This is a genomic window from Butyrivibrio sp. MC2021, assembly GCF_000621605.1.
Taxonomy (GTDB): Bacteria; Bacillota; Clostridia; order Lachnospirales; family Lachnospiraceae; genus Butyrivibrio.
In genome coordinates, this window is sequence record NZ_JHXX01000007.1 from 81340 (window position 1) to 97411 (window position 16072).

Annotated in this window: 8 protein-coding genes and 1 tRNA gene; 1 reads left to right on the forward strand and 8 read right to left on the reverse strand. The window is 47.6% G+C overall.

Annotated features, from left to right (window positions below):
* Positions 1–37: 37 nt before the first annotated feature.
* Positions 38–7495 (reverse strand): pectinesterase family protein, encoded by a 7458-nt coding sequence (locus T359_RS21700; RefSeq protein WP_051545384.1) that lies wholly within the window; start codon positions 7493–7495, stop codon positions 38–40.
* A gap of 376 nt (positions 7496–7871) precedes the next feature.
* On the opposite strand from T359_RS21700, the gene T359_RS0113020 reads away from it, so the two are divergent.
* Positions 7872–7945 (forward strand) — tRNA-Arg (locus tag T359_RS0113020).
* Between the two features lie 55 nt (positions 7946–8000).
* Here T359_RS0113020 and T359_RS0113025 read toward each other — a convergent pair.
* The 7 genes from T359_RS0113025 to T359_RS0113055 form a co-directional block, all read right to left on the reverse strand.
* Positions 8001–9122, reverse strand: coding sequence for an HD domain-containing phosphohydrolase (locus tag T359_RS0113025; RefSeq protein ID WP_026517859.1), 1122 nt, complete (start codon positions 9120–9122; stop codon positions 8001–8003).
* Positions 9123–9137: 15 nt separating this feature from the next.
* A complete protein-coding gene (locus T359_RS0113030) occupies positions 9138–10319 on the reverse strand; it encodes an acetyl-CoA C-acetyltransferase (RefSeq protein ID WP_026517860.1) in 1182 nt (393 codons plus the stop codon).
* A 196-nt stretch (positions 10320–10515) separates the two neighbouring features.
* Positions 10516–11265: an energy-coupling factor ABC transporter ATP-binding protein gene (locus T359_RS0113035; protein WP_035784481.1), complete on the reverse strand. Its 750-nt coding sequence runs from the start codon at positions 11263–11265 to the stop codon at positions 10516–10518.
* Positions 11266–11273: 8 nt separating this feature from the next.
* Positions 11274–12053 (reverse strand): cobalt ECF transporter T component CbiQ, encoded by a 780-nt coding sequence (cbiQ, locus tag T359_RS0113040; RefSeq protein ID WP_026517862.1) that lies wholly within the window; start codon positions 12051–12053, stop codon positions 11274–11276.
* Positions 12054–12081: 28 nt separating this feature from the next.
* The gene (locus tag T359_RS0113045; protein ID WP_026517863.1) at positions 12082–13098 is read right to left on the reverse strand and encodes an energy-coupling factor ABC transporter permease; all 1017 of its coding nucleotides are present in this window, start codon (positions 13096–13098) and stop codon (positions 12082–12084) included.
* Between the two features lie 158 nt (positions 13099–13256).
* Positions 13257–14351, reverse strand: a complete 1095-nt coding sequence (mtnA, locus tag T359_RS0113050; protein ID WP_197027097.1) for an S-methyl-5-thioribose-1-phosphate isomerase — start codon at positions 14349–14351, stop codon at positions 13257–13259.
* A gap of 13 nt (positions 14352–14364) precedes the next feature.
* Positions 14365–16071 (reverse strand): Hsp70 family protein, encoded by a 1707-nt coding sequence (locus T359_RS0113055; protein ID WP_026517865.1) that lies wholly within the window; start codon positions 16069–16071, stop codon positions 14365–14367.
* Position 16072 lies beyond the last annotated feature (1 nt).

Below are 16072 nucleotides of genomic sequence, written 5' to 3' on the forward strand. Positions count from 1 at the left end.
AAAATTAAAAATCCCGCATCGAAAAACGATTATTTAATTATTTTACCAAAACTCCGTTCTCATCGAAGGTATACTTCTTGAGCCACTTGGTAATTGTTCTGCCGACAACCATCTTTCCTTCGCTGTCGAAATAGTGTGTTCCGTCCTCAAGATCAACGAAATCACTCTTTACCATGTGAGACTTGGCATTGAAGTAGTAGCTGTATCCGTCTAACTTTACAAGCTTATTTGCTGCCTTGCCGCCTTCAAGATCATAGTAGCTGACAACTCCCCACTTGGAAAGAAGTCCGAGCACCATCTTGCCGTTGCCGTCAAAGTAGTAGGTCTTACCGTCTACGGTAACCTCGCTGCTCTTAAGCATCTTGCCGTTGTCTCTGAAGAAGTAGTAGGTGTCTTCGATCTTGGCAAGGCCTGTTACGTTCTTGCCATCCTCGGTTACAAAATAGGTTGCGCCCCACTTTGTAACGAAGGAGCCCTTGAACTCTTCCTTTTCTTCCTGCTCCTCATCATTAGCTGCATCCTCTGCGGATCCGTCGATATCCTTCTGATCACCGAGAGCTGTGTAATTACCGCCAAGAACTGCTGTTACATCTGTGTACTGAATGCCTGCTGCCTCAAGAGCCTTGATTCCTGTGTCGGAGAGCTTGAGGAAGTCTCCCAGGTCGATTCTGCCATCAGAGGTTCTCATGGCTGCTGCAACAGCATAGGGATCCTCAACAGATGCCTTAGGTGCATCAAGGGATACGAACCAGTCATCTGCCGCCTTAAGACCTTCGCTGTTAGCACTCTCCTTGTCCTTCCAGAAGAAGTTGTGCTTGCCGTAGATCTTGTTGCCATCCTGGCTGCCCTTGGCCTTGATATTCTCGTTTGTGCCCTTTCCTTCTGTTCTGTAGGAAAGAACGCCGTTTACATAGAAGTCTGTGTTAGCTGTGTCATTTGTATAAAGAGCTACGTTGTTGCTTCCGTTGTTGAAGGAAGTTGAGTGGTAAACCTGAATGTCAGGACCTGAGTTGGAATCGATACCCTTGGCCTTGTTATTAAATGCCACTGAGTTGATAAGCTTGTGAGGGCCTGTGATGCTTGATCCGCCCATCTTGAAGCCGTTACCGTTTCCTTCGCTCTTTCCGTCCACGCCGTAGCCGTTGGCAAAGGCAACAGAGTTTCTGATGGTTACCTGTCCGATGCTTCCGGTCTCAACCTTGGCAAAAAGGTCCCAACCGTCATCTGCATTGTTGTAGGAAATACATCCGTCAAATACGATTCCGTCGCCGATCGTAAGCTTGGCAGCGAATCCGTCCGCATCCTCGTAGCCTGCATCTGCATTGCTGTAGGATGTGCAGTTGAGGATAAGGTCATAGGAAGGCCATTCCTCTCTGCTGTCTGTTGTGAGATATCTGCTTACCTGGATACCTGTGTTTCCGTTCTCATAGGTGCGGATATCCTCAAGAGTTATATGGCTTCCGGATACCTGGATACCCTTCAGGGAGTTGGCTGATCTTGTGCAGTCGATTCCCTTTACGTACCAGTAGTTACCTGCAAATATGAAGCCTGCGCACTTTCTGCCGAAGTCAAATACGGCCCTGTCGTTCTCAGCCACCATTTTGATAGGCTTGGAAGGTGTTCCGTCGATACCTCTGTCAACCTTAACAGTGCTTGAAAGGTTGTAGGTTCCTGCTGCAAGAACGATGGTCTGTCCGGGCTGAACATACTTAACAGCTGTGTGGATGTCCACAGGGCTCTCAGCTGTTCCTGCGCCGTCGAACTTTCCGTCCGGTGTTACATAGATCTTTTCAGCATCATTGATAGTTGCGTAGTTAACTGTGTGTGTAAACTCTGCTGTCTCATAGGAAGAAAGCTCATAGTATACGCTTCCGTTGGGATGGAAATCAGCATTAGGTGTAAAGGTTACTGTAAAGGTGTTGTTACCCTTATTAAGCTTGGTGCTGACTCTTGTTACGCTGTCAGCTGTATAATCCTTTGTATCTGCAAGAACTTTTCCTGCCTCATCCTTGATAACAAGAGCGCCGTCAGCGTTACCGCAGAACTGAAGCTCATACTTTGCAGTATTTGAATAAGTAGAAGAAATGATCTTATAGTTTGGAGCAACCTGTGTCTTAGGTCTGTCCTCTGCAGGGGCATCATCCTCAGGATCAACAGTGATAAGCTCGATATCTGAGAAGGTAGCCTTGAAGGTTCTTGATGCAAAGAAGCCTACATAAACATGGTCCTTATCCAGATTCTCAAGAGCCTTGGTGTCGTAGAACTTCTTAACTGAAAGAACGTTGCCGCTCTCATTAAGGTAGCTTACAAAGTAACCTGTGTTGTTCTTCTGAATACGAAGTCTTACTTTTACAAGAGGATTCTCAACGGTTCCCACAACTGTTCCTGAGGACTCTTTTCCAAAGAGGTTGTAGGTTCCTGATCCGTTAGCAGCGCAGGAGGTCTCAAGAGGATACATGTTGGATGAGAACTCGCCTGTTACTGTTGCTGTGTCATTGGCCTCAAGTCTTGAGAGATTGTCGATTGTAACACCGGCCTTCTCCTGAGCGCCGAGACCAAGTTTCATTGTTACCTTGGTGTCTGTCTCGTCCTTGGTTGCCTCGCCCTTCTCCTTGTCGTAGAAGTACTCAACCTTGGTTCCTGATGCCATGTAGGAGTTGTTCCAGAATACGCTTGCATCTCCGTTAACACCTACTCTGTCGGCAGCCATAAGACCGAAACCTTCCTGGCCGTTGGTGAATGCCCACTTGTCAATTGTTGCTGTTGCTGTAAGTGTAAAGTTCTGGTCAGCGGGAAGTGTTGCATAGTAGAAGGAAAGTCCGTCTGTACTTGCAGGAACGATCTTACCCTTGTTGTTCAGGGACCAAACTGAAACACTGTCGTCATCATTTACTGAATAGCCATTGTTGCCGGACTTGGAGTCAACGCCTGAACCGAATGCTGCGAAGGTCCATTCTGTCTCGCCGTCCTTTGTTACTGTAATTTCCATTACAGAAGTCTTGGACTCCTCTTCGCCTCTCATGGCAAAAAGTGAAAGCTCGTAGGTATGTCCTACTGTGAGTCCCACAAATGTATGTGAATACTCTGTTGATGTGTTAAATACAATTTCCTCAGGCTTATATGTTGCCTTACCCTGAGCTGCTGCAGCATCGGTCTTGTCTGTGGCAACAAGTACATAGTTGTCAGCTTCTGATACTGAGTAGAACTTAACTGCCACTGTTCCGGCACCCTTGTTGGTTGCGTTCTTGAACTGAGGTGCTGTAAGAGGAAGTACAAATGCAAAGGCTTCTGAAGCTGCTGAAGTCTTAACCTCTTCCTCATCATCTCTGGACAGGGTTGCTACAAATGTATAGTCACCGCTTACCTTAGGTGCAAAGGTGAAGCTGTGGCTGTCATTTTCTGCAAGAGTCTTGGAAGAAGCTGCTTCCTTGCCCTCAGCATCAAACATTCTTACTTCAAGGGCATCTCCGCCTTCTTTTCCGATAACTGCCTTAACTGTTACATCTACCTTGCCCTTGCTTGATCCGTTAAGAGCCACTGTCTCGATAACAGGAGCTGCAACGTCAGCCCAGGCCATTCTCTCTACAGGGCCTGCAACGCCGTCTGTCACCTGAACCTTGAAGATATAGTTGGTGCCGCCGTCGCCGCCAAGGTAGTAGGTTCCTGCCTTTTCAAGGGTAATGGTTGAAAGATATGCTGTGTTTTTAACTGCTCCGGATTCTGTCTTATATGCTGCAGTTCCTTCGCTGTCAAGGACAACCATCTCTCTGGCATTAGAAGCCCACCAGATCTTAAGTGTTGCATTGTCCTGACTGGTTGTGAACTTAACTGAGTTCTTATCTGTAGCAGCTGCGCCGCCAAAGTTCACTCTCTGTCCGGATGTGTATCCGTCCTCCCAGCTCTTGTTGCTGGAATCAACCTTAGTCTTTGCACTGTAAAGAAGTGTGAAGTAATCCTCTGTTCCTGCCTTCTCAAAGTCGCCGTCAGCCTTGGCACCTGCTGCAAAGGCTGTGAGATCGGATGCCTCGAATATATATTCTGAAACTTCTGCGGGCTCATCATCAGCAATGGTTCCGGGAGTTTCAGGCTCAGGCTGTGAAGGTCCTTCAGGGAAGGTTATTGTCATGTCCTTGCCATTTGCTGCAAAAGGATCCCAGTCTCCCAGGAAAGTCTCCACTGCAATTGCCTTGCCATCTGTAAGTACAGGTGTCTCAGGCTGTGAAACCCATGCTGCGCGGGCCTTGCTGTTGTTTTCTCCGGAAACCTCATAGGTTCCGAACTCAACGTTTCTTGCTGACTCTCCGCTGAGAGTTGCGTTCCAGCCTGTAGGCTGAATAAGTGATGTAACGGCCTTCTCGTCATATACGCCGTTTGCCCAGTTTGTTGCTTCTACTACTGTGTTGAAGAATACAACCTCTGAGGTATTGGCCTGCCAGGGTCTTCCAAACTGACCGGGCTTTGAAACATACTTTGATGCTGTATCAACACCGGGCTCTGTGCTCTTAACGGTGCAGTTGTACATGAGGTAGCCTCTTGTGGAAGCTGACTTCTGCTGAGCTGCTGTGATGTAAGCCACATCATTCTTGTCCTCCATGGTGTTAAGAACAAGGTCGCACTTTGCAAATACTGCTGTCATGGCACCGAAGATAAAGTCTGTTCCGCCATATACCGCGCAATTGTAGAAAGCTGCTGTGGTCTTCTCATGACCGTAAAGAGTATCCTGACGTCCGATAATGCGGCAGTTCTCAAAATAGCTCTCTGTGGCTGAGCCTGTAAGAGCAAGAGCTGCTGCTCTCTCTACATATTTTTTATCCTGAACTGTTGTGTCACCGGCTGACATTGTGCTTCTCTTGACGCTGCCTTCCTTGGCTCCGCTCTGAGGAACGATAACATCCTCTGCAGCCTTCTGTGACATATACTGGTTAAAGGAGTTCTCGAAGATGATATCCTTTGCTTCGAAACCTGCTGCATCAACTACAACAGTTGCATTCCAGTAGGTTCCTGTTCCTGAACCGGGGTTGATCACGGAAGCATATCCGTTGGCCTTGTTGGCTGCAAGAACCTCGGCGTCATACTTGTAATCGCTGCCCATACTGTAGTAGGTATAGCCATGTCCATAGTACCAGGTCACACGAACTGCGTTGTCATCGATGTCTACGCCGCTGTTCTTAAGTGTGTTGGTGGGAGCAGCTGATGCATTGGCAAGAGTTACATTAGGAGTATCGATAACCAGCATCTCCTCGTAGTTGCCGGGCTCGATCATAACAGTAACTCTCTCGCCGTCTTTTCTGTTCATAAGACGAACTGCTGCAAGAGCCTCACCGATGGTGGCGAACTCTGCCTTGTCGGAAGAACCTACAAGGAGTTCCGGCTTGTACTCTGTCTGATAAACAGTGGCGATCTTTGTAAGGTAGGAGGTTCCGAGAACTGTTATCTCAAAGGTTCCCTCGCCGCCCTTGTAATCATAAGTGAAAGTATCATTCTGTGATGTGGAGCCTGTCTTAACTGCTACTGAAGGCTCGTTTTCATTTTCAAAATAGTATGAATACTGATAATTACCTGTTACCTGGATCTGGCAGGCTCCCTTGACGGGAACTGAGATTGTGCCTGCTCCGCTGTAAAGGTAGGTGTTGTTGTGGGATCTTCCGTTGGTCCATGAAAGACCGTTGTAGTTACCCTCAAAAACGCCGGCGAACTTGGTTGTGAAGGCAGGATCTGAGAAATCCCACTCTGTGATCTCTGAGGAAAAAGCGATTTCCTTGGTCACAGCTTCGCCCTTAACAACAAGGTTGCTGGTGAGCTTCTGAACAAAAGCACCGGAATTTGTAACCTCAACAACGTACTGACCGTCTCTTAAAGCGATGTCCTCAGTACCGGTAAAGGTGTATACATATCCGTCCTTTGCGAAATCTTTTTCTGTATCAAGTCTTGTAAAGGTAAATACTGCCTCAGCAAGATCTGCTGCAGTAGCGCCAACAGGAGCGATGGTTACCTTATAAACAGGCTTAGCCTCGAACTCGATATTTACTTCAGCTGCCTCAGGAGCTGTCAGCTCTGTGGTGAGAAGTGTGTAGTCCTCTACCGCCTCGAAGCTCTCTGTAACTGTATCTGCCTTATCTGCCACAGAAACATCATAGGTAACGCCCTGCTGAAGCTTGAGCTCATACTCGATGCCCTCAGCTGTCTGTGTAAGAGTGATCGCAGGAACGAAAACGGACTTTTTATCCTGTGGTACAAAAGAGAATGCTGCTGCCCTTACGAAAGCGGCTGCGTCCTCATCTGCGATTCCTGTAACCTTACCGGTAACATCCACCAGTGAGATACCGGAAACAGTCATGTTCATCTGAGTATCTTCTGAGATATTAACGTTGGTCTCTGATGTGAGAACATACTCATCAGCGCCCTCAAGGCTTACAGTATAGTCAAAGCCCTGAGCCAGCTGTGCCTCGAACTTGCCCTCAGAAACTGTGGCCCTTACCTCATTGCCGTTCTTGGCATTGGTAAATACCAGGTCAAAAGAGCCTGTTCCCTCAAAGCCCTCAACAGAACCTGTAAGATAGCTGTAGCTTGCATGTTCACGAAGAACCCTTGCCACAACCAGCTTCTCTGTTGCTGAATAGAGCTTGTACTGAGCGTTTGAAGCAGGATAAAATACCATCTTGCTGACAGTGCTGCTTCCCAGGCTGTGTACATATGCAGTATCCTCAGATGCATCCTCTGTATTGACAAAATGCACCTCTGAATCTGTTCCGTTACTTGCCACATAGGCAGTTACGATATCATCAGCCTTACACTCAAGAGCTACGTATACTGAATCTGTCTTACCCTTATTGGAATAGATATATCCTGTATAAGCGTTTCCGTCAGTATCCTTAAGGCTCTTCTCATCAAATCTTGTAAGAGCTGTATTGGTTGTTCTTAATCTGTGAGTTGCGGGATATCCGCCGTCATTGAAAACAAAGTCCCCGTCATCTACTGAAAATGATGGCAAATTAACGCCGGTAGATCCGGGCGCTGCTGTATAAAAGCCGTTGATGGTGGTGACATCAAGTCTGTTGTTGTAAGAATCCCCGAGACTTTCTGCGCCAAAATCCCAAGCATCGATCTTGGAATCATCAAAGCTGCGGCCTGTAGTCTCCGGCGCGGTCTCATCCTCTTTCTGTTCTTCCTCTTTCTTCTCTTCTACAGTTTTCTCCTCAGAAGCTGCTTCTGAAGATGTTTCTGTTGATGCCTCTGAAGATGCCTCCGATGAAGCCTCAGAAGCCGCTTCGCTTCCTGCCTCAGCCTGTTCTGAACCCTCTTCAGAGCCGGCTTCAGATGAAGCTAAGCTTGCCTGCTCTCCGGCAGTCTCTGTAGTCTGCCCTTCACCATCCTCAGCAAAAGCCAAAGATGAAGGCATTCCAGCAGAAAGACCGGAAAAAGCCATAGCCGCGGACAATACTGTTGCCAGCGTCTTGGCACTTAACGTGTTCCTCCAATTCCTCTTTTTTAACATATCTTTCCTCCCTAAATACGATTTTCACTCCCGAATGTAAGTTTATAATTTGTTTATAATGTAACCGCTTACATTCTTTTGTTAAACGTGCCTTCATCTTAGCATATGGCCCTTGACGAAAACAAGTGAAAAATGTAAGTTTCTTTCATATAAATCGCTTAAAACCAAACAAAGTTTCAGGGGTATTTTTGTGCATGTTTTCTAAATATGCGCAATATTTATTGTTGTCAGAATTGTGAGAATTTTATAAAAAATTGATGTATGCGTTTTCATGACTTTTATGTTCAGGTGGTCATTTCAGGAAAAAGTTTATAAAAAAAATATTGACAAGGAATTACCGGGTGCATATAATAGTTATGTTGCCTGTAAGGCACATGTGCGTGTAGCTCAGCTGGATAGAGCGTCTGGCTACGGACCAGAAGGTCGTGGGTTCGAATCCTGTCACGCACACTTAAAAAGGTCTGTGGATGGTTCCACAGACCTTTTTCATATTATTCTATTGAATTTATTTCAGCTTTTCTGCTTCTTCCATGGCCTTGGTGTCATTCACAAGCTTTTCCATGTCTGGTCTTGCAAACTCAAAGCATGCCAGGATCTTCTGGGAGAATACTCCGCACTCGCCATCCTTGATCATGTCATAGGCCTTATCCAGAGGATATGCTGATTTATAAACTCTGTCACTAACAAGGGCATCATATACATCGGCGATGGCTGTAAGCTGCGCTCCGATGGAGTTCTCATCCCCTTTCAGTCTGTCGGGATAACCGCCGCCGTCATATCTCTCATGATGGTGCCTGCAGATATCGAGACTCATCTCATAGAATTCCTTGTCCTGAACGTCCTTAAGAAGTTCGATGATCTCCGTACCTCTTGTGGTGTGGGATTTCATAACTTCAAACTCCTCGTTGGAAAGTCTTCCGGGCTTAAGAAGGATCGAATCCGGCACTGAAATCTTGCCTATATCGTGCATGGCCGATGCCTGGGTGATAACTTCCAGGGTATGGGGTGTAAGCCCCAGCTCCGGGAAGTTGTTCATGGCAGTAAGTCCCAGGATCCTCACGAAGCCTTTGATCCTCTTAAGGTGATAGCTGGACTCCATATTTCTGAACTCAACTATTGTGGCAATGGTATCGATAACCTTCTCGTTGCTGCTGCGAAGGCGCTCCTCCTGTTTTTTCAGATAGAGGAACTGTTTTTTTAGGACTCTGGTCTGATCGTCAACCTGAGTCTCAAGATGTTTCTTGTGATCATAGAGTTCAACGGTTCTGGCAACACGCCTGTCAACGATAACGGGATCAAAGGGCTTATGGATAACGTCCGCAGCACCCTTCTGGTAACTGGTACGCTCCGCCTCAGTGGAGGTGTCCGCTGTGATCATAAGAACCGGGATTGTCTCATTCAGATTATCCTTTTTGACCATGGCTTCCAGAACCTGGTATCCGTCCATCTCGGGCATGACAATGTCAAGCAGCACCGCAGCAAGCTTGTCGGTCTGCTTATCCATGATCTGCATAGCCTCAACTCCGTTGCCGGCTTCCAGAACTGCATATTTGTCCTTGAAAATCTCACCAAGGATGCCTCTGTTGATCTCGTTGTCATCAACGATCAGGATAGCACGATCTGCCATTTATTCCTCCGGTCTTTAGCGTTCAACAATTGCTGCGCAGCCCATTCCACCGCCTACGCAGAGGGTTGCAAGTCCCTTGTGAACATCTCTTCTCTGCATCTCGTAAAGAAGTGATACCAAAATTCTGTTTCCTGAGCATCCTACAGGATGTCCCAGTGCGATAGCACCGCCGTTTACATTGAGCACATCATTGGAGAATCCAAGATCGTGCTGAACTGCCACTGACTGGGCTGCGAATGCTTCATTGGCTTCTATAAGATCAAAATCGCCGATGGTATATCCGGCCTTCTTCATAACCTTCTGAGTAGCTGCAACAGGACCAATACCCATAATGCTGGGTTCAACACCTGCAAGCTCGCCTGCGATCCAGGTTCCGAGAGGCTTAACACCCAGTTCTTTTGCCTTCTCTTCACTCATAACGATAATTGCAGAAGCCGCATCATTAATGCCTGATGAATTGGCTGCTGTAACAACACCGCCATCCTTCTTGAAGGCAGGCTTAAGTCCTGAGATTCCCTCTACTGTTACGCCCTTTCTCGGACCTTCATCTGTATCAAAAATGATTGTTTCTTTCTTTTTCTTTATCTCAACAGGAACAATCTCTTCCTTGAATTTGCCCTCTGCAATAGCCTTCTCGGCCTTATTCTGGGACCAGGCCGCAAACTCATCCAGCTGCTGTCTGGAAAGATGCCACTGCTCTGCGATATTCTCAGCTGTGATACCCATGTGATATCCGCCAAAAGCATCTGTAAGCGCATCCTTTATCATGGCATCCTGGAGCTCTCCTGAACCCATTCTGTATCCATATCTGCCCTGCTGCATAAGGTAAGGAGCCATGGACATATTTTCCATTCCACCGGCAACGATGATGTCTGCATCACCCATACCGATCAGCTTGGCTGCAAGATTTACGCAGTGAAGTCCTGAGCCGCAAAGTACATTTATTGTGGTTGCAGGAACCTCTACAGGGATACCTGCATTGATTGCTGACTGTCTGGCGGGATTCTGTCCAAGCCCGGCCTGAATAACGCATCCCATGTATACTTCATCAACCTGCTCCGGCTTAACTCCTGCTCTCTTAAGAGCTTCCCTGATAACAATTGCTCCAAGGGCCGGTGCGGGTGTTGTTGAAAGAGTTCCCCCCATTGTTCCGATTGCTGTTCTGCAGGCACCTGCAAGTACTACTTTTCTAGCCATATTTTTTTCCTCCAACAAGACTATAGTAATGATTTTGTTACACGCCGTGCTTTACATTCAAAGTAATATGCGCACAGCTACACATATATATTTTAACATTACTGATAACCACTCTCAACGCATTTAAGATAATTTTTAGTATTTCAAAAAATCCGCGCGAAATCTGAGTTGATTAGCTATCATTATCGTAATATTGTTAACTCATCCTGCCGGCGCTAAGGGGAAGTTCAAGACCGTGAGCCTCCAGAAGCTCCTTATCCATCAGAATCTCCCTGCTTCCTCCGTCAGCGATTATCCTGCCTTCATCAAGAAGCAGGCATCTTTCGCAGGTATCAAGAATAAAATCAAGATCATGGGAAGTAATGATCTTCAGGGAGTCTATCTCATTAAGGATCTTAATGAGGTTCCTTCTGTTTCTGGGGTCCAGCGCTATGGAAGGCTCATCCATTATGATGATGTCCGGCTTCATGGAAAGGATTGTTGCTATGGACGCAAGCTTTTTCTCCCCTCCCGAGAGCTTGTAGGTCTGCTTATTACGAAGCTCTGAGATGTGCACCTTTTCAAGTGCCTCTGTCACCCTTTTTTCCACCTCTTCCTCAGAAAGCCCGTAGTTCCTTGGGCCGAAGGCCACATCATCCTCGATGGTGGATAAAAAGAGCTGGCTGTCCGAATCCTGAAAAACATATCCGATATGCTCTCTGATATGGGCCAGGTTCTTTTTGTTGACCTGATGTCCCGCCACTTCAAGAGTTCCCTGATAGTCGGTATACAGTCCCACCAAAAGCTTCATAAGAGTGGTCTTTCCGATTCCGTTGGCACCGATTATTCCAATACTCTCTCCGTCCACAGCCGTCAGATTTATATCCTTCAGAACCTGCTGTGTCTTTTCATAGGAAAAAGAAAGGTTCTCTATTTTTAGTATTTCTCCGCTGATTCCGGTTTGCATGCGTCACCTCACAAAATTTTTATCAGAAAAAATCTGATGACCAGAAAGATCAGTCCCCAGATCGCCGGGTAAAGAATATCTGTCGCTGCAGTCTTATGTTTTCTCATGCTGAAATCCCCGGTAAAGCCCCTAAGGAGCATGCTCTCATATACATCCTCGGCTCTGTCCATGCTTCGAAGAAGCCACTGGCCCACCAGTGTTCCCCAGGCCTTGTAGTGAATTCCGTTCTGTTTGGGAGCCCTTAGTTTGTAGGCCGTGGTTATTCTGTCAGCCTCCGCTGCCATGACGCCAAAATACCTGTAGATCAGCATGATAACTATGACTATCTGCTTTGGCACCCGAAGGATCCTCAGAGCGTAACATATATCATCAATGGAAGTGGTGGCGATAAGAATATAGGCGCTCAGCACCGAATAAAAGCCCTTGAGCATCAGGGTCAGCATGGAGATCACACCGCCGCTGATACCTATACCGGCCACTTCCAGTATTATTCTTTTGTCAAAAAAGGGATTAAAGATGCCGACGAATATCACCAGGGGCAATATAAGTCTCATGCGGTAGATGCCCTCTTTGAAGGACAACTCTCCCACAATAAAGCCAAATAGCGGGTAGATGGCCATGACGATAAGAGGTGCGAGACTGTATTTATCAAAGGATACTGTAACGAATATGTAAAAAATGCTAAGAAGCAGCTTTCCCAGCGGATGAAGGCTGTTCATCCAGTGGGATCGCTGCTGCAGATTTTGAAGTTTATCCAGTTCTCGAATATTCTTTTCAATTGATGACATGTAAAACCTATGTTTTCGAATAAAAAGCTCAGGCTACCTGCTCTTCTTTTTTCTTGCTCTTAAAGAATCTGAAGGCATAGCAGGCTCCAACGGTGATGGCTACCACCACGAGAGCTCCAACAATACCGGAGAAGCTGGTGCCGACTGCTGACTCGCTGTTCTTAAAGGCATAATCAGGAAGAAGAGATGTTGCATCCTGAATTGCAGTGGCTGTATCATAAGCTCCGCCTGCTGCTTCCAGCTCAGCTGTTCCTGCAACCTGCTCCATGGACCACTCAAGGCCGTCAGGGAATGCAGATGCAAACAGAGATACGATGCCGCCTGCCAGAGCTGCAAGGATAGCGATTACAACGATGGTATTTTTGAAGGAAAGCTTGCCTTCCTTAACCGGTGTCTCAGACTGCCCAACGCCCCAGAGAAGTTCAGGTCTTGCCTCATGGACAAAGATAAGAACCGCTGCTGTGATAAGGCCCTCAACAAAGCCGATAGCCAGGTGAATAGGCTGCATGGTTGCTACAAATACTGAGAAAGGAAGCTCTGTGATTCCTGAGATCATGGTCTCCAGGGAAACAGAGAAAGCTCCCATCTGAAGGGTCAGTACACATCCCAATATTGAAGCTAATAATATTTTAACTCTGCTGGCTCCTTTTTTCATTATTGGACGCCAGATCAATAGGGCCCCCACAAAGCACCCGTAAAAGGCCATATTCCATATATTACATCCCAGGGCCAACAGTCCTCCGTCTGCAAAAAGAAGGCACTGAACCAATAGAACTCCTATCATTGTAAGGAATCCGGCGTAAGGGCCCAGCATTGCTGAAAGCATCATGCCTCCGCAAAGATGTCCTGAGGATCCGGTTCCGGGAATTGTAAAGTTGAGCATCTGTGTTGCGAACACGAAAGCTCCCATTACACCCATTACAGGGATCTTCTTGGGATCGTTCTCCTCTCTTACCTTCTTCACAGAAACAGAAGCTGCTCCTGCTGATAAAACGTACATTGTTCCAGCCACTGCCGGTGCCACAAGGGCGTCTGCCATATGCATAGTGTTTACCCCACCTTTACTTAATTATTCTTCCAAATAGGTGTGATCGCGTACCCGCCTCGGACTTGGCAGATACGCCGAGTTCACACCTTGGCTACGCCTAGAGTATATGACAGAGAAAATGCTGTGTACAAGCCCCCTGGGGGGTTATAGTTTCCTTATTCTTTGTTAAAGAGCTCTTTAATTGCAACATCATAAGGAGCTCTGAGGATGCCATATTCTGTTACGATGCCGGTAATCAGCTCGTTATCTGTAACATCGAAGGCGGGGTTGTAGACTCCTATGCCCTCTGGAGCCATGCGCTCTTTGTACCACATTTCGGTGACTTCCTCGGGTTTGCGCTGCTCGATTTTGATGTCGGCGCCGGTGGGGGTGTTGATGTCAATGGTGGAAGTGGGGGCGCAAACGTAGAAAGGAACGTTGTAGCGTTTGGCGGCAAGAGCTACCATGCTGGTTCCGATCTTGTTGGCGGCATCTCCGTTGGCGGCAACACGGTCACAGCCCACGAAGATGGCGTTGATGGCGCCGGTTCTCATAAGGGATGCGGACATGTTGTCACAAAGCAGGGTGGTGTCGATACCTGCAGAGTGAAGCTCATAAGCTGTGAGTCTTGCTCCCTGCAAAAGAGGTCTTGTCTCATCACAGTACACCTTGATGTTCATGCCCTTTTCATGGGCAAGATACATGGGAGCTGTGGCGGTTCCGTACTTGCAGGCACAGAGCTGTCCGGCGTTACAGTGGGTAAGAAGTCCGTCTCCGTCTTTGATAAGGGTAAGGCCGTTCTCGCCGATACGTCTGCAGACGTCAATGTCCTCAGCCTTGATGCGCTCGCACTCAGCCCTCATCTCTGCGATGAGCTTTTCTCGCACTTCTTCAAAAGAACCTGCTGCCTTTAATTCTGTCTCATAAAAGTCAGCGGCGTGCTTTTCCATGCGCTTCAAAGCCCAGGACAGGTTAACTGCTGTGGGACGTGAAGAATTCAGAAAATCACTCTTTTCCTTAAGCTCTGAGCAGAACTCCTCATAGGATGCTGCCTTGCTGTGCTTCATAAGAAGATACAGTCCAAAGCCCGCGGACACGCCGATGGCCGGCGCTCCTCTCACCTGAAGAAGATAGATGGCATCCCAGATCTCCTGGCCGGTGTGAAGTCTTATGATCTTCGTTGTGCCCGGAAGCAGGGTCTGGTCTATGATCTCAATGGCATCATCTTCATCAATAAGTGCAACTGTCTCATAATCTAAAATACTTTTCATATCGATTCTCCTGTTAATTCCAGCCGTTTATATCCTGATCGTTGTTTTCTATTTCATCAAGAAACTCTGTCAGCTCTCTTCTGGCCTTCTCGATTCCCGGTCTGTCCTTTTTCTCAAGGGCTCTTTCAAACTTCATGATCTCCCGGTCTATGGCAGCCCTGAGCTCCTGGTCACCCTCCTCATAGAGCCTCTCACCTCTTAGAAGAACCAGTGCATTAGGCTCCTCGTCTCTGGGGTTCTGCTTTAAATATTCAAGCTCCTTGAAGCGCTCCTCGATCTCCTTTTCGGATACTCTCTTGTCACCCTTCTGAATGACGATTTTCTTACTCTGGCCCGTGGAATTCACCTTGACCTCCACCTCAAGAATGGAGTTGATGTCGTAGGTGTAGGTGATGTCAATGGACTCCTTTCCCGCAGGAGCAGGGGGCACTGCAATGGACAGCTCTCCCAGCTTCAGGTTGTTGGATGCCATTCTGCTCTCACCCTGAAGAACCTTGACCTCCACCGCACTCTGATCGTCCCTCATGGTATATACAGTCTGGGTGCAGCTGACGGGAATGACGGTGTTTCTCTGGATGATGGGAAGGTAATGTCCCGGCTCGTCGAATCGTCCGTTGTTGACGCAGACCTCTGTACCCAGGGTAAAAGGGCATACATCAACAAATACCATCTCCTTGATTTCCTTGTTTCTCTCCTTGAGACCGCAGGCAATTGCTGCTCCCATGGCCACTGCCTTGTCGGGATCCACTATTGTCTCCGGGAAGCAGGAAAAGAGCTTGGCGGCATAGTTTCTTACAATGCCCAGTTTGGTGGCTCCTCCCACCAGGATCACTCTGTCAATATCGGAAAGCTTAGTGCCGGAATCCTTAAGGGCCTTTTCTATGGGCTTTCTTATGCGGGCCTTAAGAGCCTCGCACTCCTCCTCGAATTCGGAGTTCTTTATGGTCTGCTCCACAAGCTCATCTCCAAGCCTGCAGCTGATATTGAACACTCCCGGGCCCGCCTTCTTTTTGGCATCCTCGGTGACTGCCATCACCAGATTCATTTCCTTTGCGCTCAGAATCTCAGGCTTTTTACCTGCTTTTTTCAAAAAGAGTTCTGTAAGAACCCTTGTAAAATCCTCTCCTCCGGTAAAATTGTCACCGGCGATGGCATGAACCTCCATGTAATCATCGCTGTATTCCAATATGGATACATCCAGTGTTCCGCCGCCAAGATCAAAAACAAGGCACTTCTCATCCTTGTCCGAAAGTCCCACGCCGTAGGCAAGAGCCGCGGCGGAGGGCTCATTTATTATCCTTACAACCTCAAGGCCCGCCAGAGCACCGGCCTGGGCTGTGGCACGCCTTTGCAGGTCATTGAAATATGCGGGGACACTGATTATGGCCTTGTCAACTTCGCAGCCAAGATAGGCCTCAGCATCCTCCTTCAAAGATCTCAGGACAAAGGAGGAAAGATCGGTGGAATTAAACTTTTTTCCCCGAAGCTGATAGGTCTTCTCCGTGCCCATGCTGCGCTTAAAGACCTTGGCACAGTCCACGGGATGAAGCCTTCCGTACTCCAGGGCCACTCTGCCCACCAGCACCTCATCATTTTCATTTATGGCAACCACCGAGGGAGTCAGTTCCTCCCCCAGTCGGTTGGGAATTATCTTTACTTCTCCGTCCTTGTAAAATCCGGCAAGACTGTTGGTAGTCCCCAGATCAATTCCTATAAGCATT